This is a genomic window from Acetobacter indonesiensis, assembly GCF_000963945.1.
GTDB classification, from domain to species: Bacteria; Pseudomonadota; Alphaproteobacteria; order Acetobacterales; family Acetobacteraceae; genus Acetobacter; species Acetobacter indonesiensis.
Genome location: NZ_BAMW01000030.1, coordinates 1 through 20,280 on the forward strand (window position 1 = coordinate 1; position 20,280 = coordinate 20,280).

Below are 20,280 nucleotides of genomic sequence, written 5' to 3' on the forward strand. Positions count from 1 at the left end.
GAAGCCCGAAGCCCGAAGCCCGAAGCCCGAAGCCCGAAGCCCGAAGCCTTGTCGGTGTCAGGCTACCTCTTCAGGCTTTGCCGCTCATAAGCGCAAGACCTTCAGCTACAGAGACAAACTCTCCCCCCATATCCACCTTGTCCTGACCAAAGCGGGTGAGGAACAGGTTCCGTACTGCGGGGACAAAGGACGTTCCGCCTGTCAGAAACACACGATCAATATCAGCGGCAGAAAGACCGGCATTGGCCAAAGCCTGATCAACGGCGGTGTCAAACTGGGCCAGATCAGGGGCAATCCAGCTTTCAAAGTCCGCACGGGTAATCGTTTGCTCAACTTTGAAGGAACGGTGGCGGAAGGTCAGCACCGTGCTGTCAGAAGACGACAGTGCATTTTTTGCTGCGCCGACAGCGCGATAAAGTGCCTGTCCCTGCTGATCCTGCACCAGATCAATCAAGGCCCGCAGCTTTTCAGGCTCGGATACCGTGCGGGCCACGTCTTCCATCGCGCGTAAGGTCTGGGGTGTGCGCATTAATGCCAGACGGTGCCACCGGCCAAGGCTGGCATACCATTCAATCGGCACGGGCAGGGGTTCGCCACCCATGACGCGATAGGTACAATCCCGCCCCAGAAGCGGAGCGACAACGGTGTTCAGAATCCGGTAATCAAACTGGTCGCCCGCAATGCCCACGCCGGAATGGCCCAACGGTTCGGCGTGGCCGGGGCGTGTCGGGTCAAAGCGCAGGACGGAGAAATCGCTTGTGCCGCCGCCGAAGTCACCCACCAGAATAGTCGTTGGGGTTTGCAGGCGTTGGGCAAAGCGCCAGCCTGCGGCTTCCGGTTCCCATGCCAGCGCAACGGACGGGAAACCTGCTGCGGTAAAACTGTCCCGCAGGCGTTGTGCCCCCAATGCGTCATCGGGGAAGTCGCCAGCAAACTCCACCGGGCGACCGACTGTGACGCTGACACTGGCCGGATCAATGGCAACAGCCCGCATCAGGTTGGACAGAAAGCGCGCAATCAGCATTTCCAGTGTCAGGCGTTTGCTGAAAACCTGCGTTTCCCGGAATGATTTTTGCGCCAGATAGGACTTCATGGACATGATCATGCGGGATTCCGCTGGATCTTCCAGATACGCATCAATGGCGGCGGCCCCGATGGCCTCCTGCTGCACAATGCGGGAGCCAACTTCATCCTGCCAGAAGCAGAGCAGCGTGCGGCAGGTGTCAGAGTCAGCATGATCGGGGAAGCGGAACTGAAGGGTTTCCGTTTTCCCGTCGGGATGGGCCAGCACCACAACACTGTTGGTGGTGCCAAAATCAATGCCCAGCTTAAGCCGGTTAGAGCGCACGTCGGCTGGGGCAGCAGAAGAGGCATCCGGGGCAGAGCCACCCGGATGCTGTGCAGATGTGGTCGGGGTCATGGAAAAATGGACTGCTTGGCTTTCAGGTGGCGGGGCGGTCTGTTGCGTCAAATTTCAGGGGTTCGCCCACGGCTTTGTCGGCCAGAGTTCCTTCCCACATGACCTGATGCCCCCGAATGATGGTGCCAACCGGGCGGCCCATCAACGTTTCCCCGGTGAAGGGGGACCAGCCACATTTTGACGCCAGCCAGCTTTGGTCAAGCGTCCAGCGGGCTTTCAGATCCACAATCGAGAAATCGGCATCATAACCAACGGCAATACGGCCTTTGCGTACCAGACCGAACAACCGCTGCGGGCCAGCGGATGTCAGGTCAACCAGCCGCCGCAGCGTCAGGCGGTTGTTGGCAACGTGGTTCAGCATCAGTGGCAGCAAGGTCTGCACCCCCGGCATGCCGGAGGGAGACGCCGGATAAGGCTTCCCCTTCGCTTCCAGAGAATGGGGCGCATGGTCTGACCCAATAATATCAGGCATGCCCTGACTGACCCAGTGCCATAGCCCGTCACGATGCGCACCGGAACGGATGGGCGGGTTCATCTGCGCGAATGTGCCAAGCCGTGCGTAGGCTTCCTCGCCAGCAAGCGTCAGGTGCTGGGGGGTGACTTCGGCGCTCGCAATATCGCGATGCTGGGAAATCAATGCCAGTTCCTGCGGTGTGGTGATGTGCAGGATATGCACGCGGCGTCCTGTCTTGCGGGCAAGGCGCAGGGCGCGGGTCGTGGCCCGCAGGGCGGTTTCATCATCGCGCCAGACAGGGTGAGAGGACGGATCGCCTTCAATACGCTGGTCCATCCGTTCTTTCAGGCGGGCTTCATCTTCCGCATGAATAGCGACGCGACGGCGGCCAGAACGCAGCACACGCTCCAGCATATCATCTTCAGAGACCAGCAGATTACCGGTGGAGGAGCCCATGAACACCTTGATGCCTGCCGTGCCGGGAAGCTGCTCAAGCTCACCACACTGGTCTGCGTTGTCGATTGTGGCCCCGACGTAAAAGGCGTGGTCACACCACATACGGTTTTTGGCGCGGGCCAGTTTATCGGCCACAGCTTCAGGCGTTGAGGTCGTAGGTTTTGTGTTGGGCATTTCAAAAACGCCCGTTACCCCACCCAGCACAGCGGCCTGGCTACCAGATTCCAGATCTTCATTTTCAACAGCCCCCGGTTCGCGAAAATGAACCTGGGTATCAATCACACCTGGCAGAATGGTCAGGCCCGTGCAGTCCAGTTCGCGCGCAGCGGTGCCGCTGCCCCCAATGGCGGCAATCAGGCCATTGCGTACATACACATCTGCCACCACCGTGGCATCAGGCAGCACAACCGAGCCACCTTTCAGAACCAGATCGTACGAATCATGAGCCGTAGCGGCTGCGCTACCGGGGGTGCTGCTGGACTGGGGCATGAAGCATTTCCTGTATGCAGGGGCAAAAGACGGGATAACGCGTAGAAAAAGCGCTGGTCGCCATTTTTCTGGCGGCCAGCGCTTGAAGCGTCAACGGATAATGTGGCGGCAGCCCGTAAGACTCCCCATAGAATGAAAAGAGCAGGGCGGAGGGTCAGTTAATGGCCGGTGTTTCCCGTGTGCGGGTGCGCAGCGTGACCAGTTCCTCGGCCGATGTCGGGTGAATCCCGACTGTGCGATCAAAATCGACCTTTCGCAGGCCTGCTGTCACGGCCACAGCAATGCCTTGCATCATTTCTGCGGCGTCATCCCCCAGCACATGCGCCCCCACCACTTTCTGGCTGGCCTGATCGACCACTAGCTTCATGACGGTCTTGCGGTCTGTGCGGCCACTGAGTGTATGGCGCATGGGTGTGAAGCGCGTGAAGTAGACATCAACCGCGCCGTGGTGTGTCGCCTCTTCTTCCGTCAGCCCCACGGTTGCCAGAGGGGGGGAGAAAAACACAGCTTTCGGGGTGGTGCGCAAAGACCAAGACCGTGGCGTTTCCTTGCCAGACAGGCGGTCTGCCAGATTATGGCCTTCGGCAATGGCCACAGGCGTCAGGTTCAGATGGTCGGTAACGTCACCAATGGCATAGATACCGGGCTGCGTTGTTTCACGCTTGCTGTTGACCTTAATACGGCCGTTATCAGCCGTTTCAACCTTCGTTGTTTCCAGCCCCAGAGAATCGATTTTGGGACGACGGCCTGTCGCAAAGAAAACGCAATCGGCTTCAAGCGTCTGGCCGTTATCCAGCGTAACGCTATAGCCTGACCCCTCTTTACGGATATGGGTAGGGGAAGCATGGCTATGCTGTGTAATACCGCGGGCCGTAATGGCCTCTTTCATGGCGGCGCGCATGTCTTCATCAAACCCACGCAACGGCAGATCCTGACGGTAAACCAGATCAACCTCTGAACCAAGGCCTGCAAAAATACCGGCAAATTCCAGCCCGATATAGCCACTGCCGACAATGACCACCCGTTGCGGGCGGGTAGGCAAATGGAAGGCTTCATCAGACGTAATGGCAAATTCTGCCCCCGGAATGTCCGGTTTGACGGGGGTGGACCCTGTCGCAATGACAATATGTCTGGCCTTGACCGTGAAGGGCTGTTCATCGGGTGCAAGGGGAGAGGGCTCGATGCGGACGGTATGGGCATCTTCAAACCGTGCATGGCCTGTCAGCAGTGTAATGCCTGCCTTTTCCAGCATCGAGACGTAAATGCCGTTCAGGCGGGTAATTTCTTTGTCTTTGGCGGCAATCAGCTTGGCCCAGTCATGGGTGCCACGGGTGCTTGTCCAGCCAAAGGCGTGGCTGTCTTCCACCATGTCACCATATTCGCTGGCCTGAACCATCAGCTTCTTGGGCACGCAGCCCAGATTAACGCAGGTGCCACCCCAGTGGCGGCTTTCAACAACCGCCACACGGGCACCATGGCCCGCGGCAATGCGCGCGCACCGAACCCCGCCGGAACCCGCACCAATGACTAGAAGATCAAACTCATGCGCCATGGTGCGGGCTCCTTAACGGGGGTGTTCAGAAAAAGTGAAGTAGAAAAACCTCTTAGCGGCCAGCGAAGGCTTTTTCTACTACGTAAGAACCGGGGTTGGACATGTTGCCTTCGTCAAACCCGCGGGCCTGAAGCAGGGCTTCCGTGTCGGCCAGCATTTCCGGTGACCCACAGATCATGACGCGATCGTGTTCAGGGTCGAGTTCCGGGATGTTGAGGTCAGTGAAAATCTGCCCGGTTTCAATCAGCTTGGTAATACGGTGCGTTACGGCAAAGTTTTCGCGCGTCACGGCCGGGTAATACAGCAGTTTGGCGGCAATATCCTCGCCCAGAAATTCGTGTTCCGGCAGTTCGTGGCGAATGTGGTTGTAATAGGCCAGTTCGCCAGAAAGCCGCACGGTGTGGCTTAGAATGACGCGATCATATTTTTCATAGCAGGCTGGGTCTTTAATCAGGCTCATGAACGGGGCTAGACCAGTGCCGGTGGACAGGAAATACAGGTTCCGGCCCGGACGCAGGTTGTCCAGAATCAGGGTGCCTGTCGGCTTGCGGCCAATCAGAACCGTGTCACCCACTTTCACATGGCGCAGGCGGGATGTCAGCGGACCATCCGCCACTGCAATGGAGAGGAACTCAAGTTCATCTTCATAGTTCGGGGATGCCAGAGAATAGGCGCGCAGCAGCGGCTTTTCGTTCAGTTCAATGCCGATCATGGCAAACTGACCGTTTTCAAAGCGCAGGCCGGGGTCACGCGTGGTGGTGAAGCTGAACAGACGGTCGGTCCAGTGATGCACCGTCAGCACTTTTGCCGGGTACAGGTGACCATATTCTTTTGTGGGCGGCGCAAGGTGCCATACACCGTCCTGCCCTTCTACTGGCAGCAGCCCTGTGGGCACTTCATCAGCAGACATTTTGGGCAGAATATCAGAAAAAGTTCCGGTCTGCGTTTCTGGCATGGTTTCAGACATGGGCCGCTTTATACTCCGCTTGCAGCAGATCAAGAGAAAAAGCCCCGTTATCAGCCCGCAGGTTCGGGGAGGAGTCCTGACCGGCGTATGGGCGTATTTCGAGGCGCGTTGTCTAGTCGTGGCGGCGTTTCTAAGGGGTCACGCAGCCGGATGCCAGTGCAAATTCATCACGTGTCTTCTTCCTCCTCTGCGTGGTTTGGGGGATTTGTATTTTAAAACAATGGGTTACGGTTAAAACAAAGCACGTCTTCAATCAGTGGGATGTTCAGGGTGAGACTCCGGTTTTCGCGTGCATCATGCCAATGCTGCGCGTGAATCTTCTATTGTGCAGCACGGCCCGCGTGTTTGCGATGTGACGCAGGCGTGAAATCAGGCCGCTTTGCTATCAGAGGCATTGTTCCGCGCGGCAGGATGACGCATGAGTAAAGGATGACGTCAGAACCTTTTGCCTCGCCCGCGCGTGAGGCGTTTGTCCATGTTACAGTCCGCACCGGGCTGGAGGTCGAACCCAAGGAAGAGCAGGAAGTTCTGCGCCGTGTTGCCCGCGCTCTTGAACCCGGCGCACGGGATATTCCGGATGAGACATTCCGCTCCATTCTGTGCGTTGTGCGGCGCAAGAAACGCATTTCCCGTCTGGTTGATCTGACACGCCGTTCTGGCCGTATCTGGGTCACGCGCGATGAAATAGAGCAGGCAGTTGGCACCATAACCCAGCCCGAAGCGGGGGACGCAGATCTTGAGCGTGCTCTGGCCCCTGTGGCCGAGGAACGCCTGCGGTCTTATGCGAAGACGCCAAAAGCTGTTTTTGAAGCCATTCAGGCAGATCTGCTGGATACCGGGCGTGTGCTGTCCCCCGGTCAGACTGATCTGCTGCTTATGGCGATTGCCGTGGCGTTTGGCCTGCCAGAAGGCGATTCCTTTCTGGACACAGCGCGGCAGGAAGAAGCCCAGCGGCAGAAAATTGCGCATACCATTGAGCGTACCGCGCAGGAAAAACGCCAGCAGGAAGAGAAACGCCTGCAATCGTGGGAAGAAAGCCTTGTTTTATTCAAGGACGTTCCCCGGATTCTGCGGTGTTCGCACAAGGAAGCCCTGCGGTGGATTGCCGAAAACCGTCTGCCAGTGGCCCGAAAGGTACGCGAATCGGGTGGGCGCGAACGGTGGGAGTTTGATCCGGCTGAACTGATAGCCCTGCGTGACCAGCTGCCAGAATGGCGGGCTGGTGGGCTGCCGGTTGGCTCGGGCGGTACCAAACTTCAGCCAGATATGGGGCGAAAGGTTGCCAACGCTGTCATTGCCCGTGTTGCGGCACTTGACCGCTATGCGGCCCACTTTCGCACGGCGCGTTCGCTTAACCGGCGTATCACACTGGTGACAGGCCCGACCAACAGCGGAAAATCCTATACGGCGCTAAATGCCTTGGCGCAGGCCGAAAGCGGGCTGGCGCTGGCTCCTTTGCGTCTTCTTGCACATGAATTTCGTGAGGCTTTGGCCGCACGTGGGGTCGAGGCGTCTCTTGCGACGGGTGAGGAACGCATTCCTGTTCCCTCCAGCCGCCACTTGGCGGCTACGGTCGAGATGTGTCCGTTTTACAATCCCGTCGATGTAGCGGTGATTGATGAAGCCCAGATGCTGTTTGATACAGACCGCGGGGCAGCATGGACGGCCGCTATTATGGGGGCGCCCGCCCGGCATTTGTATGTATTGGGCGCGCCAGACTGTATTCCCATGGTGCGGCGGATTGCTGAACTTTGTGGCGACCCTTTGGATGAAATTTCGCTCGAACGGAAAAGCCCCCTCCGTGCCGCAGCACAGCCCGTCAAACTGACCGATCTGACCGCCGGGGATGCGTTGATCGCTTTCTCCCGCCGGGAAGTGCTTGATCTGCGGGCGGCCCTTATGCAGCACGGTCGGCGCGTCGCCGTTGTTTACGGAGCCCTAAGCCCTGAAGTGCGGCGGGCGGAAGCCCAGCGATTCAATTCAGGCGGGGCGGACATTCTTATCGCCACGGATGCTATTGGCATGGGGCTCAACCTGTCCATCAAGCGCGTGGTTTTTGCAGCCCTTAAAAAGTTTGATGGCAAGCAGACGCGTGACCTGACAGTGCAGGAGGTCAAGCAGATTGGGGGGCGTGCTGGCCGGTACGGCAAGCATGAGGTCGGCACCGTGGCCGTGTTGGCTGGTGCAGGCAGCCCGTCATTTATCCGTCGGCAGTTGGAGGCTGATGCTGAACTGCCTGAAGATTTGCGGCCCTTTGTTCAGCCCGATGCGGACATTGTGAAAGCCGTTGCTTCTGAAATCGGGTCGGAAAGTCTGTATGGCGTTCTGTCACGGATTCATCGGGCGGTGTTGCGCAAGGATGACCCCAATTACCGCCTTGCGGATATGGAGCAGGCATTCGCCATTGCCTCGGCCCTTGAAGGGGTCGATGGGCTCGACCTGACGACGCGTTGGTCATACGCCATGTGCCCGGTAGATGACCGTGATAACGGAATCAGGCGTCTGGTGGGCTGGGCGGCAGATCACGCTGCCGGGCGCAGGGTTTTACCCCCCGGTACAGGCCGACTGCCGCCAAGTGAGCGTGCCAGCCGGGAAGAATTGGAACGTGCTGAAAAACGCCATAAGCGACTGGTGGCCTGGCGCTGGCTTGCGCTTCGTTTCCCCGATTTCTACCCGGACCGGGAAGAAGCCGAAGAAACGACTCGTAAACTGAATGAGTGGATTGAAAGTGTGCTGCGGCAGCAAAGCCGCACCCGCAGCACCGGTGGTTCCAAACGCGACCGGACGTAAAGGGAGCCTTACCAGCCTAGCCCGGTCAGTCGTTCTGAAACGTCCCACAACCGCTCGGCCGTGCTGTCTTTCAGGGCAGCAGGCGGAACGTGGGCGGGGCCGGGTTGGCCACGGCGCTCCTCCCGCCCTTGGGGGCCATAATAATCCCCATCCCGCGCAGCGGGGGAAAGTGCGGCATACAGCAAAGGCTCTGCCCCGCGTGCAGCAGACTGCCCCATAACCCGCAAGACAGCGGTGCCCAGAACCTGCTCAATTTTGCTCAATGGTCCGGGTAATGCAGACGCAGGGCCATTGGCGATAATGGATGTTGAAGACCAGCCGGGATGTGCAGCGCGTGAATGCAGGTTCCAGCCGCCTTCGCCTGCCCGGCGCGCCAGTTCACGGGCGAACAGTAGATTGGCCAGTTTGCTTTGCTGGTAAGCGCCGAAAGGGCTGTAGCGGTGGCGAAATTGCAGATCATCAAACTGGATGCTGCCCTTGCACGCGGCCAGACTGGCCACAGTGACCACCACACCCCCGCCCGTTGCAGCTTCAAGCAGGCCGCGCAGATAGTAGGTCAGCGCAAAATGACCCAGATGATTGGTGCCGAACTGAAGTTCAAACCCATCTTTGGTTTCCTGCCTGCGGGCAGGGGCCATGACGCCTGCATTGTTAATCAGAAAATCCAGCCGGGTGGTATGGTGCGTCACGCTGGCGGCACAGGCGGCGACAGATTCCAGAGACGTCAGGTCAAGCGTCAGCAGATCAATGACCGCGTTGGGGCAACGCGTCTTGATGTTTTCAACAGCAACCAGTCCTCGCGCGCTGCTGCGTACAGGCAGCAGCAGACGGGCACCCCGCATGGCCAGACCACAGGCGACTTCAAACCCCAGCCCACTGTTGCCACCGGTGACCAGAGCCACTTTGCCCTGAAGGCTGGGCTGCCGGGCTGTGACAGCCCATTCATGCTTGCCAATCATAATGGTGTAATCCGCAACCGTTCGTCTTTTTCTGCCGCTTTCATGGCTTCCTCCGTCAGGCGTTTCTCATTGCGTTTCAGGAAAAGGAAGGACGCGCCAATAATAACGGTGGCGCAGACTCCTATCCCTATTCCCAACGGGCCAGACAGTTTCAGAACTTCATTGCCAAGCATGTAGGTGCAGAAGGCATATCCGCCTGCCCAACACACGCCCCCTAACGCATTGTGCCATAAAAACGTGTGCCACGGCATATGGTTCGCCCCGGCCAGAAGTGCGACGAACATACGCAGAACCGCAATAAACCGGCCAAAAAACACAACCGACCCGCCATGCTTCAAAAACACATACCGGCCAAGCAGCAGGCGTTCAGGGGTCAGGCCCACTTTGGGGCCGTATTTCTGCAGCAACCTCAGGCCCAGCGCCCGCCCCAGCAAATACCCGAAATTATCGCCCATGATGGCCCCTGCCACCGCAGCGATAATCACGCCTTCAATATGCAGCTTATGCGTGGTGGCACAGAACAACGCCCCGGTAATGATCAGACTTTCGGCTGGTAGGGGCAGCCCCATGCTTTCCAGCATGACCACAACACCCACCACAGCATAACCGTATTGGGAGAACAGGACGTTCAGATGCTGAAGCGAAAAAAAGGATTCAAGAGCGTGTAGCAGAGCAGGGCATCCAGTTCTGGCTGGTCAGGGGGTTTCAGGGAGGAACCGCGTTGGCTGCGGAGTGTCAAGTCTGGCGCGTATCTGGCGGAGGAAGAAGCAGGCCGAGGGAGGGTTTCTCTGACGACGGAGTCTGCATGCTATAACTGCCAGACGTTAGATGCACACATACGATCTTTATGGAGCTTTTTATGCCGGATGCCCCGATGTCCCCGCCGTTGACGCAGAATGTTCAAGATGAAACTGGGCGGCAGCCGTTGCCCTGTGGCAGTTGGCCGTCTCGCGTTACGGCAGATCTGGTGGCTGGCAAAACGCTCTCCCTGTCAGAAGTCAGCACGGACGGGGATCAGGTCTATTGGCTGGAGCGTCGCCCCTCTGAAAAAGGACGCACTGTCCTGATGCGGTGGGGTCAGAAAATGGGTGTGCAGGAAGTCCTCCCTTCAGAGTACGATGTCGCTACCCGTGTGCATGAATATGGCGGAGGCGCATACGCCGTAAGACACGGGCAGGTCGCTTTTTCTGATAAGCGAACGGGTGGCCTATGGTTCCTTTCCGCAGGTGCCAGCGTCCCTGTGCAGGTGGCTGGGGCGGAGGGGCTCCGTTACGCCGACCTGCGTTTTGATTCCTCGGCTCATACCCTCTTGGCTGTCAGGGAAGACCATCGTGCGGCCCGGGAAGCAAAAGCGGCGTTGGTCGCGGTTTCTGTACCACGTGACCAGCAGACTGCGTCGTTAGAGCATGTGCTGTATACCGGGCCAGATTTTCTGTCTTCGCCCGCGCTCTCTCCTGATGGTCAGTATCTTGCCTGGATTGAGTGGGATCATCCGAACATGCCGTGGGATGCAACGCGGCTGTGTCTGGCTGATGTGGTTAGAAATGATCAGGGGCAGATTCATGGCCTCGCGAATCACCGTATTTTAGCAGGCAAGCAGACGTCCGAATCGGTTCTCGAACCACGCTGGACGGAAGAAGGCCATCTTCATGTGGTATCCGACCGAGGTGGCGTTTGGACCGTGTGGCATGTGAATTGGCAGGCTGATGCAAACAACCCCGAATCTGAGTCCGGTCGTCTAACTGCATGTGCCATGCCCGAAGGCGAAATTGGTCAACCGGCTTGGGTTTTCGGGCAGCGGAGTTATCAGCCTCTACCGGGTGGCATCACCCTTGTTTTGGCGGTACGAGAAGGCGTGACGCAATGCCTGTCCGTAACCAATACGGGGCAGACGACGGCCTTTTCAGCCCATCCTGACCAATGCCCGGTTCCCCTTTCTGATGGACGATTCGCGTGGTTGGAGGCTCCGCCAGATGCTCTTCCCACGGTTGTTGTGGGCTCTGTGCAGACAGGGGTGGAGACCGTTGTGCGCCGTTCTGCCGAGTTGACGTTGGATGCTGCTGATATTTCGCGGCCCGAGACGATTCGCTTCCCGGTTGAAAAAAATGGCCCACCCCTTGGCCACGCATTTTTCTATCCGCCCGCCAACAGCCGGTTTTGCGTGCCGGAGGGCGAGCAACCGCCCATGATTGTGCTGGTGCATGGTGGCCCGACCGCCCGCGCGCAGGAGGGATTGTCGTTCAAGGTGCAATGGTGGACGTCTCGCGGGTTTGCCGTGCTTGATGTCAATTATGGGGGGTCAACCGGCTTCGGGCGTGACTGGCGTGAACGGCTGAAAAACAACTGGGGCGTGGTGGATGTGCAAGACTGCATTGCTGCTTGCCAGCACATGGTCACCACAGGCCGGATCGACCCACAGCGAATCGCGATTCGTGGGTCAAGTGCGGGGGGTATGACGGTTCTGGTGTCTCTGGCGTCATCCCCTTTGTTTGCGGCGGGGGTAAGTTTGTACGGGGTAACAGACCTTCGTGCGTTGGCAGCCGAAACCCATAAGTTTGAGGCCCGTTATCTGGATGGATTGATCGGCCCGTGGCCAGAAGCCGAATCGGTTTACGTGGCGCGTTCCCCCTTGTCAGTTGCGCAGAAAATTCGCGCTCCCGTGCTGCTGTTGCAAGGGATGGACGATAAAGTTGTCCCCCCAGGGCAGGCTTACGCCATGGCGGATGCACTCAAGGAAGCTGGCACGCCCTGCACGCTGCATGAATTTCCCGGCGAGGGGCATGGGTTCAGGCAGGAGGCAACAATCCGGCAGGCCTTCACAGAGGAACTGGCGTTTTACGGTCGTATTTTTGGTTTCCAGCCCGCAGCGGATCCTAACGGCACGCTCTCCGCTTCATGAGGTAAGGGGCGCAGCGTTTCAGAATCGCGCGGGTTAGTCCGCGTTTAGAAGCACAAAGGCCGATTCCCCAGATCAGGGAATCGGCCTTTGTGTTCTTCAGGTCTTATTCAACGCCCCTAAGAAAGGGGGCGAATGTCAGCTTGGGTAGCGTGGCGAATACGTCAGGCTTTCAATCCATGCGCGAATATCCTGCGGCCGTTCTACTGTGGCGGCTCCCTGATCAAAAATGAACTCCGCAATACGCGTCGCCGAGGTGATGGAGACCTCCAGAATGTCGCTTTGCGGCGGGAACAGGCGGCCGCGTTCCTGTGAAATGGGGCTAACCTGATCAGCCAGAGCGCGGGCCGATTCAATCACCATTTCATCGGTAATAATATCCGGGCAGGTAGCATAAACCGCCAGTGCCAACGCCGGGAAGATGTAGAAATTATTGGCCTGACCTGGATAGAAGGTTTTGCCGTTCAGCGTAAATTCCGGAAACTGAATCCCCCCGGCAAATAATGCGCGACCGTCAGACCATGTGTAGGCTTGCTCGGCTGAGCATTCGGCATTTTTCTCCGGCAGGGACAGTGCGAAAATAATGGGCCGCTCATTCAGGGCCGCCATGGCTTTCACCACATCTTCGGTAAAGGCCCCGCCAGCGGTGGAAACACCAACCAGCACAGTTGGTTTGATGGTTTTCACCATTGCTAGCAGATCTTTGGAGGCAGGCAGCGTCTTGGCATAGCGGGCCTGCTGGGGGGAAAGATCCGTGCGTGATGTTTCCAGAAGGCCGTTCACATCCATTAGCGTAATGCGTGCAATGGCTTCTTCTTCTGACAATCCCTGCTGTTTGAAGGCCGAAACCAGCATATTGGCCGTGCCCAGACCGGATGAACCGGCACCAAGGAACAGAATGCGCTGGTCTGCCAGCGATTCGCCTTTGATTTTCAGCGCGGTAATCAGGCCAGCCAGCGTAACGGCCGCCGTGCCCTGAATATCGTCATTATAGCACCGGATGCGATCCTGATATTTTTCCAGATACCGGATGGCATCTGTGCCCTTCCAGTCTTCGAAATGAATAACGCAGCGTGGGAAGACAGTCCGCACAGCCTGAATAAATTCTTCCACAAACTCATCCAGCGCATCTTCGGATGGTGGTTCACGCCGTAGGCCAAGATAAAGTGGGTCAGCGCGCAAAGCCGAATTGGTAGTACCGATGTCAAGCTGGATGGGCAGCAGAATATCAGGCGGCACAGCGCCGCAGGCGGTGTACAGGTGCAGCTTGCCGATGGGAATTCCCATACCGTTCACACCAATATCACCCAGCCCCAGAATGCGGCCGCCCGTTGTCACGCAAATGGCGCGCACGTCTTCTACAGGCCAGTTGCGCAGCACTTCCTCAATACGGCCCTTCATTTCCAGGCTGATATACATCCCCCGTGGCCGGCGGTAGATGTGGCTGAACTGCTTGCAGACCGTTGCCAGAGTGGGTGCATAAACAATGGGCACAAACTTGGCGGGGTTGGACATCAGAACCCTGAAAAACAGTGTCTCGTTCTGATCGCGCAGGCCGCTTAGATAGATATAGCGTTCAAGGTCATTCGGTTTGGCATCCAGATGCCGCTGCACACGCTCCACCTGCCGTTCCGGGCTTTCAACATGCGTAGGCAAAAGGCCTTCAAGTCCGTACTGGCGGCGTTCTTCAGTTGTGAAGGCAGTACCCTTGTTCAGTCGGGCATCATTCAGCAGGGACATTCCCCGTGCATGCGGCTGGGTGGAGGTTGGCATGGCAAACCTTTTTGCAAAGTGAAACAGGCGGTCTGCAAACCCTGATAACTAGTGGCTCAGACCGCCACAGGATGGTGAGAGAACGTACCAAACATCTAGAGGGCTCAGTTTGACGTTTTCAAGACGGAGCTATGCTTTACAAGGAAGTGTGAAATATTTTTTCAGAAAATAACGGCTGCTTCAGCAAACGGAATGCGATCCGAAAAGTTGCAGCCCTGTAAAACAGATGAAAAGCAGACAATAAAAAAGGCGGCCAAAACGGCCACCTTTTAAAACAGCTCAACGTGTAAAAGATGAGAAAAACAGATCAGAGCTTTTCAACCTGACCGTATTCCAGATCAACCGGTGTCGAGCGACCAAAGATGGAAACGCTGACTTTCAGGCGGCCTTTTTCTTCATCAATTTCTTCAATGACGCCATTGAAGGATGTGAATGGACCGTCGGCCACACGAATCTGCTCGCCCACTTCGAATGTAACGGCAGACCGTGGGTGCTGAATGCCTTCAGCCGTCTGCTGCATAATCCGTTCAGCTTCTGCGGCGGAAATGGGGGTGGGACGGTTTCTGGTGCCCAGAAAGCCCGTGACCTTTGGCGTATCCTTGACCAGATGCCAGGATTCGTCAGTCATTTCCATTTTCACCAGCACATAGCCGGGGAAAAACTTGCGCTCGGCGTTAACTTTCTGGCCACGGCGCACTTCAATGACTTCTTCTGACGGAACCAGAATTTCATCAATATGGTCAGCCAGACCCTTTTGTTCAGCCTGTTCGCGAATATGCTGCGCGATTTTCTTTTCGAAGCCCGAATAGACGTGGACCACGTACCAACGTTTGGCCATGTCGTTTCCTCAGCCTCCCAGTCCGAACAATTGACGCACGCCAAGACCAATCAACTGGTCAACGACGAAGAAAAACACAGATGCAAGCCCTGCCATGGCAAGAACAGCACCCGTTGTGATGAGAGTGGCGCGGCGGGTGGGCCACGTAACCCGTTCGGCCTCGGCACGCACATCACGCAGAAACTTACCGGGACTGACCGACACGAACTATCCTCTCTCCGCTGACTGGCCCGAAACAAGGAACGGGCAGGCAGTTCAGCCTGAAAACTTTTCAATTCTGTCAGGAAATGCTGCCTGGGCAGCGAATTTTCCAGCCAGCGTTAGCTGGCAGGGGTGGAGGGTCTCGAACCCACAACCTCCGGTTTTGGAGACCGGCACTCTAGCCAATTGAGCTACACCCCTGCAACGCGACTGCCGTCACTGTCAGTCGGGTATAACGGAAAACCGTCAGCCTGACCAGCCGTGCGAGACCTTCGCTGGAGGCGGAACAAAATATGTTGTGAGCATAAAGTCAAGAGGCAGAACGCGATATCGTGCAGCTTAAATAAAAAAGGCTAAAAATTCGGCCCATGCAGGGGCTTGCAAATTACGGGTGTCTGGGGCTAAAAGAGCCACAACTGAAAGCGCGGGCGTAGCATAGTGGTAATGCTGTAGCCTTCCAAGCTACCGAGGAGGGTTCGATTCCCTCCGTCCGCTCCAGTTTTTCCTAAAAAATAAGTTTTTCTTCACAGCGCTTTTGCACGTTAGATACGCTTGCATGCTCCGTAGTCGATCAGGGCGCACGCAGCATTTTGGGTGTTGTGGTTAAACAGGCGCGACAACCATGGATTCGTCGTAAGCGTCTGTGTCTTGTGACGACGTGCAATGGCTTCTGGTTGGTGTGCAGCGTGAGCATATTTCCGCATTGGCCGTCTCCATCATGATGGGTGCCTTTGGGGAAGCCCATAAGACGTTTTTCTGCCGAAAGAAGGCAGAAACATCCTCAATATTAAAATTAGCCTTATACATCCGGTTGCGTGGTGTGTTTCAGCATGCTAGAGGCCGCGCCGACGCATGCTTGTGGCTTCAACGGAGCCAGAGGCGGAGTCATGACGTGGAATGCCGGCGCGCACAGAAGGAAAGAGCCTAAAAAGTGGTGGCCTCGGGCGTAACGACAGCACAACCGGTTGCTTTTGCTGCCAACGGTCTAGAAGGCCGTTATGCAACTGCGCTGTATGAATTCGCAGCAGATCAGCAGCAGCTTGATGCAGTGCTTGATGAAGCGGCGGCCCTTGGTCGCCTGATTGATGAAAGCGCGCCGCTGCGCACTGTTCTTGCCGATACCCGGCTGGATATCCTCGTGTCGCGCAAAGCTGTTTTGACAGCTTTGGAAGCGCAGGGGTTCAGCCAGATCATTAGAAATTTTGTTGGCGTTGTGGCTGATAATCGCCGCCTGCCTGTTCTGCGCCGTATTCTGGCTTCGCTGGATGCGCTGGCAGCTGGCCGTCGTGGTGAAGTCGTGGCTGAGGTGACATCCGCCCAGCCGCTGACCCCGGCACAACGTGGTCAACTCCAGGTTCGTCTGGCTGAAGCCGGTTATTCCCGTGTCACAGTTCGTGAGCGTGTTGACGCTTCCCTGCTCGGCGGTCTCGTCGTGCGTGTGGGGGCAAAGCTTTATGACGCCAGTCTTCAGACCCGCCTGTTTCGTTTGCATTACGCCATGAAGGGAGCCGCGTGATGGAAATCCGTCCCGCAGAGATTTCGGATATCCTCAAGCAGCAGATTGCTTCGTTCGACAAGGAATCCGATGTTGTCGAAACTGGCACTGTCCTGTCCGTAGGGGACGGTATTGCCCGTGTGTTCGGTCTGCAGAATGTTATGGCAGGCGAACTTGTTGAGTTCCCGTCTGCTGGCCAGAAAGGCATGGCGCTGAACCTGGAAAGCGATAACGTCGGTATCGTGATTTTCGGGGACGACACCAACATCCGTGAAGGTGACACGGTCAGCCGTTCCGGTGCCGTGGTTGAAGTGCCCACCGGCAAAGGTCTGCTGGGCCGCGTTGTTGACGGTCTGGGCAACCCGATCGACGGCAAGGGTCCGCTCACCGATGTTGTGATGCGTCGTGCTGAAGTGAAGGCACCCGGCATTATGCCGCGTCAGTCCGTCAGCGAACCAATGCAGACTGGCATTAAAGCCATTGATGCTCTGGTTCCTGTTGGTCGCGGCCAGCGTGAACTGGTGATTGGTGACCGTCAGACGGGTAAGACCACCATTCTGACAGACACCATTCTGGCCCAGAAAACGGTTAATGACGAAGGCGACGACAAGAAGTCCCTTTACTGCATCTACGTTGCAGTTGGTCAGAAGCGTTCCACGGTTGCACAGCTTGTGCGTCTGCTGGAAGAAAAAGGCGCGATGAAATATTCCATCGTCGTTGCCGCAACAGCGTCTGATCCGGCTCCGTTGCAGTATCTGGCTCCGTACGCTGCTTGCGCCATGGGCGAATATTTCCGTGACAACGGTATGCATGCCCTGATCTGCTATGACGATCTGTCAAAGCAGGCTGTGGCTTACCGTCAGATGTCTCTGCTGCTGCGTCGTCCGCCAGGTCGTGAAGCCTATCCAGGTGACGTGTTCTATCTGCACTCCCGTCTGCTGGAACGTGCTGCAAAAATGTCTGACGCCCACGGCGCCGGCTCTCTGACAGCTCTGCCAGTAATCGAAACGCAGGCAGGTGACGTTTCCGCTTATATCCCGACCAACGTGATCTCCATCACAGACGGTCAGATCTTCCTGGAAACCGATCTGTTCTACCGTGGTATCCGTCCGGCTGTTAACGTTGGTGGCTCTGTGTCCCGCGTTGGTTCTGCCGCGCAGATCAAGGCCATGAAGCAGGTTGCTGGTTCAATCAAACTGGAACTGGCTCAGTATCGTGAAATGGCTGCGTTCTCGCAGTTCGCATCCGATCTTGATCCGGCTACCCAGAAGCAGCTTGCACGCGGTGCCCGTCTGGTTGAACTGCTGAAGCAGCCCCAGTCTTCACCGCTGACAGTGGCGGAGCAGGTTGTGGTTCTGTTTGCCGGGACCCGTGGCTTCATTGACGGTATCGCTGTTGATAAGATTGTTTCTTGGGAACAGGCTCTGCTGAAAGATGTGCGGAACGCTGGCAAGGACATTCTGGACGCCATTGTGAAAGATCGTCAGATTTCCAAAGAAACGGAAGCGCGTCTGACTGAATATCTGACCACCTTCAACCGTAACTTCGGCTGAGGCAGCAGGAGCAGTCATGGCTTCCCTCAAGGAACTCCGCGCCCGGATCGGAAGTATCAAATCGACACGGAAGATCACCAGCGCGATGAAAATGGTCGCGGCCGCAAAATTGCGCCGCGCCCAGGCAAGTGCTGAAGCTGCCCGCCCGTATGCAGAGGCCATGCGCCGTATGCTTGCGGAACTGGCAGGCGCTGCCACGGGGGAAGAAGGCGGTCCGCGTCTTCTGGCCGGGACAGGGCGTGATCAGGTTCATCTGCTTATTCCGATCACCAGTGATCGTGGGCTGTGCGGTGGCTTCAACGCCAATGTGCACCGCCTGACGCAGCAGACCATCCGTCGGCTTCAGTCTGAAGGCAAAACCGTTAAGCTGCTGCCTGTTGGCCGCCGTGCCCTGAACTATTTCTCTCGCGAATACAGTAACCTTATCATTGATAAGGTTATCGGTGTCAGCGGGAAAACCGTTCCGTTTTCTGCTGCAAGCAGTCTTGGTGACAAGATCAACGCGCTGCTGGAAGCGGGCGAAATTGACGTCTGTACACTTGTGTTCAACAGGTTTCGCAACGCCATGACGCAGGTTCCCGCCTGCCAGCAGCTCGTGCCGCTGGTTATGGATGACACCGCAGTCAAATCCTCTGCTTCGGATACTGCGGGCGATGTGGCCCAGTACGAATTTGAACCGGATGAAGCAACGCTTCTGGCAATGCTGCTTCCGAAAAACTTGCAGGTTCAGATCTACGCTTCGTTGCTGGAAACAGCAGCGGGTGAGAACGGTGCCCGCATGACGGCCATGGATAACGCCACGCGCAACGCCGGCCGCTCTATCGACAGTCTGAGCAAGGTCTATAACCGGACCCGTCAGACCAATATTACTAACGAACTGATCGAAATCATCTCGGGCGCACAGGCTGTCTGAGCCCGCTCGTTTGCCCCGCAGGAGCTGACCCATGTCGGATACCACAACCCAGACCCAGGCCCCTGCGGCCACGAAGACCAATGCTGTTGGCCGCATTACCGAGATCAAAGGGCCGGTTGTTGATGTGCAGTTCGAAGGTGAACTGCCGAAAATCCTCAACGCCCTTCACGTAAAGCTGGGTGATCAGACGCTGGTGCTTGAAGTGGCCCAGGAAATTGGTGAGCACGAAGTGCGCTGCATTGCCATGGACACCACAGATGGTCTGGTCCGTGGGGCAGAAGTGCTTGACACTGGCTCACAGATCTCCGTGCCGGTTGGCCCGGAAACGCTTGGTCGTATCCTGAACGTCACCGGTGAGCCGATTGACGAAAAAGGCCCGATCAAAACAGCCCGTCGCGCGCCGATTCATCGTGATGCCCCGTCTTTTGACGAACAGGCAGCCGCTTCTGAAATCCTGATGACCGGGATCAAGGTTGTCGACCTGCTGTGCCCCTATCTTAAAGGTGGTAAGGTTGGTCTGTTCGGCGGTGCCGGTGTTGGCAAGACCGTTATTATTCAGGAACTGATCAACAACATCGCCAAGGCGCACGGTGGTGTGTCCGTGTTTGCTGGTGTTGGTGAACGTACCCGTGAAGGGAACGACCTGTATTACGAAATGCAGGATGCTGGCGTTATCAAACTGGGTGAAGACAACGCAACCGACGGTTCAAAGGTGGCGCTGGTATTCGGTCAGATGAACGAACCGCCGGGTGCCCGCGCTCGTGTGGCTCTGACTGGTCTGACGCTGGCAGAATATTTCCGTGACGAAGAAAATCAGGACGTTCTCTTCTTCGTGGATAACATCTTCCGCTTCACGCAGGCTGGTTCTGAAGTATCTGCTCTGCTGGGCCGTATTCCATCAGCTGTGGGTTATCAGCCTACGCTGGCTACCGAAATGGGTGCGCTGCAGGAACGTATTACGTCCACCAAGAAGGGCTCCATCACGTCCGTGCAGGCCGTTTACGTCCCTGCTGATGACTTGACCGACCCGGCCCCTGCCGCAACCTTTGCTCACTTGGATGCAACGACGGTTCTTAACCGCTCCATCGCTGAAATGGGCATTTACCCGGCTGTTGATCCGCTGGATTCCACATCCCGTTCGCTTGACCCCGCCATTGTGGGTGAAGAACACTACAACGTGGCCCGTGAAGTGCAGCGTATTCTGCAGACCTATAAATCCCTGCAGGACATCATCGCCATTCTGGGTATGGATGAACTGTCCGAAGACGATAAGCTGATCGTGGCGCGCGCACGTCGTATCCAGCGCTTCCTGTCTCAGCCGTTCCATGTGGCAGAAGTGTTCACCGGTGCGCCTGGTAAGCTGGTTGCAGTGGCAGACACCGTTCGCTCCTTCAAGGCAATTTGTGCTGGTGAATATGATGACCTGCCAGAAGCAGCCTTCTACATGGTTGGCACCATTGAAGAAGCTGTTGCCAAAGCTGAAAAACTGAGAGCATCGGCCTAATAGCCGATTTCGGGAAGGAG

16 protein-coding genes and 2 tRNA genes are annotated in these 20,280 nt (G+C 57.0%); 7 read left to right on the forward strand and 11 right to left on the reverse strand.

The genetic code is table 11. From position 1 onward, the window contains the following. Positions 1 to 70: 70 nt before the first annotated feature. From Abin_RS08735 to Abin_RS08750, 4 genes are all read right to left on the reverse strand, one after another. Positions 71 to 1,420: an Hsp70 family protein gene (locus Abin_RS08735; protein ID WP_084593549.1), complete on the reverse strand. Its 1,350-nt coding sequence runs from the start codon at positions 1,418 to 1,420 to the stop codon at positions 71 to 73. A 22-nt stretch (positions 1,421 to 1,442) separates the two neighbouring features. Then, a complete protein-coding gene (locus Abin_RS08740) occupies positions 1,443 to 2,819 on the reverse strand; it encodes a dihydroorotase (RefSeq protein ID WP_048846007.1) in 1,377 nt (458 codons plus the stop codon). 154 nt (positions 2,820 to 2,973) lie between these two features. Further along, a complete protein-coding gene (gorA, locus tag Abin_RS08745; protein ID WP_048846009.1) occupies positions 2,974 to 4,371 on the reverse strand; it encodes a glutathione-disulfide reductase in 1,398 nt (465 codons plus the stop codon). A 52-nt stretch (positions 4,372 to 4,423) separates the two neighbouring features. Continuing rightward, positions 4,424 to 5,281 carry a ferredoxin--NADP reductase gene (locus tag Abin_RS08750; protein ID WP_370684435.1) on the reverse strand — a complete coding sequence of 286 codons (858 nt, stop codon included), beginning with the start codon at positions 5,279 to 5,281 and terminating at the stop codon, positions 4,424 to 4,426. A 486-nt stretch (positions 5,282 to 5,767) separates the two neighbouring features. Between Abin_RS08750 and Abin_RS08755 the strand changes: the two genes are divergently transcribed. Further along, the gene (locus Abin_RS08755) at positions 5,768 to 8,128 is read left to right on the forward strand and encodes a helicase-related protein (protein ID WP_048846016.1); all 2,361 of its coding nucleotides are present in this window, start codon (positions 5,768 to 5,770) and stop codon (positions 8,126 to 8,128) included. Between the two features lie 8 nt (positions 8,129 to 8,136). Here Abin_RS08755 and Abin_RS08760 read toward each other — a convergent pair whose 3' ends face one another. Further along, positions 8,137 to 9,087, reverse strand: a complete 951-nt coding sequence (locus Abin_RS08760; RefSeq protein ID WP_048846018.1) for an SDR family oxidoreductase — start codon at positions 9,085 to 9,087, stop codon at positions 8,137 to 8,139. After that, on the reverse strand, positions 9,084 to 9,668 hold the full coding sequence (locus tag Abin_RS08765; RefSeq protein WP_048846330.1) for a DedA family protein: 585 nt from the start codon (positions 9,666 to 9,668) through the stop codon (positions 9,084 to 9,086). Before Abin_RS08765 ends, Abin_RS08760 begins: the two co-directional genes overlap by 4 nt. A 278-nt stretch (positions 9,669 to 9,946) precedes the next feature. On the opposite strand from Abin_RS08765, the gene Abin_RS08770 reads away from it, so the two are divergent. After that, a complete protein-coding gene (locus Abin_RS08770) occupies positions 9,947 to 11,986 on the forward strand; it encodes an alpha/beta hydrolase family protein (RefSeq protein ID WP_371862208.1) in 2,040 nt (679 codons plus the stop codon). 135 nt (positions 11,987 to 12,121) lie between these two features. Here the strand turns inward: Abin_RS08770 and Abin_RS08775 are convergent, their stop codons facing one another. The 4 genes from Abin_RS08775 to Abin_RS08790 all read right to left on the reverse strand — a co-directional run bounded on the left by Abin_RS08775 (position 12,122) and on the right by Abin_RS08790 (position 14,996). After that, positions 12,122 to 13,756, reverse strand: a complete 1,635-nt coding sequence (locus Abin_RS08775) for an NAD-dependent malic enzyme (protein WP_048846020.1) — start codon at positions 13,754 to 13,756, stop codon at positions 12,122 to 12,124. 307 nt (positions 13,757 to 14,063) lie between these two features. Then, a complete protein-coding gene (gene nusG, locus Abin_RS08780; RefSeq protein WP_048846022.1) occupies positions 14,064 to 14,594 on the reverse strand; it encodes a transcription termination/antitermination protein NusG in 531 nt (176 codons plus the stop codon). Between the two features lie 9 nt (positions 14,595 to 14,603). After that, positions 14,604 to 14,798: a preprotein translocase subunit SecE gene (gene secE, locus Abin_RS08785; RefSeq protein WP_048846024.1), complete on the reverse strand. Its 195-nt coding sequence runs from the start codon at positions 14,796 to 14,798 to the stop codon at positions 14,604 to 14,606. A 121-nt stretch (positions 14,799 to 14,919) separates the two neighbouring features. Next, positions 14,920 to 14,996: transfer RNA gene (locus Abin_RS08790), tRNA-Trp, on the reverse strand. 223 nt (positions 14,997 to 15,219) lie between these two features. Here Abin_RS08790 and Abin_RS08795 point away from each other — a divergent pair. After that, positions 15,220 to 15,293: transfer RNA gene (locus Abin_RS08795), tRNA-Gly, on the forward strand. Between the two features lie 44 nt (positions 15,294 to 15,337). Here Abin_RS08795 and Abin_RS08800 read toward each other — a convergent pair. Beyond that, a complete protein-coding gene (locus tag Abin_RS08800; RefSeq protein WP_158319906.1) occupies positions 15,338 to 15,499 on the reverse strand; it encodes a hypothetical protein in 162 nt (53 codons plus the stop codon). Positions 15,500 to 15,726: 227 nt separating this feature from the next. Here Abin_RS08800 and atpH point away from each other — a divergent pair, with 227 nt between their 5' ends. Genes atpH through atpD form a run of 4 tightly spaced genes read left to right on the forward strand, consistent with a single transcriptional unit; the run spans position 15,727 to position 20,260 of the window. Beyond that, entirely contained in the window at positions 15,727 to 16,311 is a 585-nt protein-coding gene (gene atpH, locus Abin_RS08805) for an ATP synthase F1 subunit delta (RefSeq protein WP_048846026.1), read from the forward strand. Further along, a complete protein-coding gene (gene atpA / locus Abin_RS08810; RefSeq protein WP_048846028.1) occupies positions 16,311 to 17,843 on the forward strand; it encodes a F0F1 ATP synthase subunit alpha in 1,533 nt (510 codons plus the stop codon). Before atpH ends, atpA begins: the two co-directional genes overlap by 1 nt. A gap of 16 nt (positions 17,844 to 17,859) precedes the next feature. After that, complete coding sequence (locus tag Abin_RS08815; protein ID WP_048846030.1) at positions 17,860 to 18,756, forward strand: F0F1 ATP synthase subunit gamma; 897 nt, start codon at positions 17,860 to 17,862, stop codon at positions 18,754 to 18,756. 31 nt (positions 18,757 to 18,787) lie between these two features. Next, positions 18,788 to 20,260, forward strand: coding sequence for a F0F1 ATP synthase subunit beta (gene atpD / locus Abin_RS08820; protein WP_048846033.1), 1,473 nt, complete (start codon positions 18,788 to 18,790; stop codon positions 20,258 to 20,260). Positions 20,261 to 20,280 lie beyond the last annotated feature (20 nt).

Bases quoted from the DNA above. Each gene is read 5' to 3' on its own strand.
- Abin_RS08760 (WP_048846018.1), bottom strand. From the start codon at position 9,087: ATGATTGGCAAGCATGAATGGGCTGTCACAGCCCGGCAGCCCAGCCTT.
- nusG (WP_048846022.1), bottom strand. From the start codon at position 14,594: ATGGCCAAACGTTGGTACGTGGTCCACGTCTATTCGGGCTTCGAAAAG.
- Abin_RS08775 (WP_048846020.1), bottom strand. From the start codon at position 13,756: ATGCCAACCTCCACCCAGCCGCATGCACGGGGAATGTCCCTGCTGAAT.
- Abin_RS08735 (WP_084593549.1), bottom strand. From the start codon at position 1,420: ATGACCCCGACCACATCTGCACAGCATCCGGGTGGCTCTGCCCCGGAT.
- Abin_RS08770 (WP_371862208.1), top strand. From the start codon at position 9,947: ATGCCGGATGCCCCGATGTCCCCGCCGTTGACGCAGAATGTTCAAGAT.
- Abin_RS08815 (WP_048846030.1), top strand. From the start codon at position 17,860: ATGGCTTCCCTCAAGGAACTCCGCGCCCGGATCGGAAGTATCAAATCG.
- Abin_RS08750 (WP_370684435.1), bottom strand. From the start codon at position 5,281: ATGTCTGCTGATGAAGTGCCCACAGGGCTGCTGCCAGTAGAAGGGCAG.
- atpD (WP_048846033.1), top strand. From the start codon at position 18,788: ATGTCGGATACCACAACCCAGACCCAGGCCCCTGCGGCCACGAAGACC.
- atpA (WP_048846028.1), top strand. From the start codon at position 16,311: ATGGAAATCCGTCCCGCAGAGATTTCGGATATCCTCAAGCAGCAGATT.
- gorA (WP_048846009.1), bottom strand. From the start codon at position 4,371: ATGGCGCATGAGTTTGATCTTCTAGTCATTGGTGCGGGTTCCGGCGGG.
- Abin_RS08800 (WP_158319906.1), bottom strand. From the start codon at position 15,499: ATGCGGAAATATGCTCACGCTGCACACCAACCAGAAGCCATTGCACGT.
- Abin_RS08755 (WP_048846016.1), top strand. From the start codon at position 5,768: ATGACGTCAGAACCTTTTGCCTCGCCCGCGCGTGAGGCGTTTGTCCAT.
- Abin_RS08765 (WP_048846330.1), bottom strand. From the start codon at position 9,668: ATGCTGGAAAGCATGGGGCTGCCCCTACCAGCCGAAAGTCTGATCATT.
- Abin_RS08740 (WP_048846007.1), bottom strand. From the start codon at position 2,819: ATGCCCCAGTCCAGCAGCACCCCCGGTAGCGCAGCCGCTACGGCTCAT.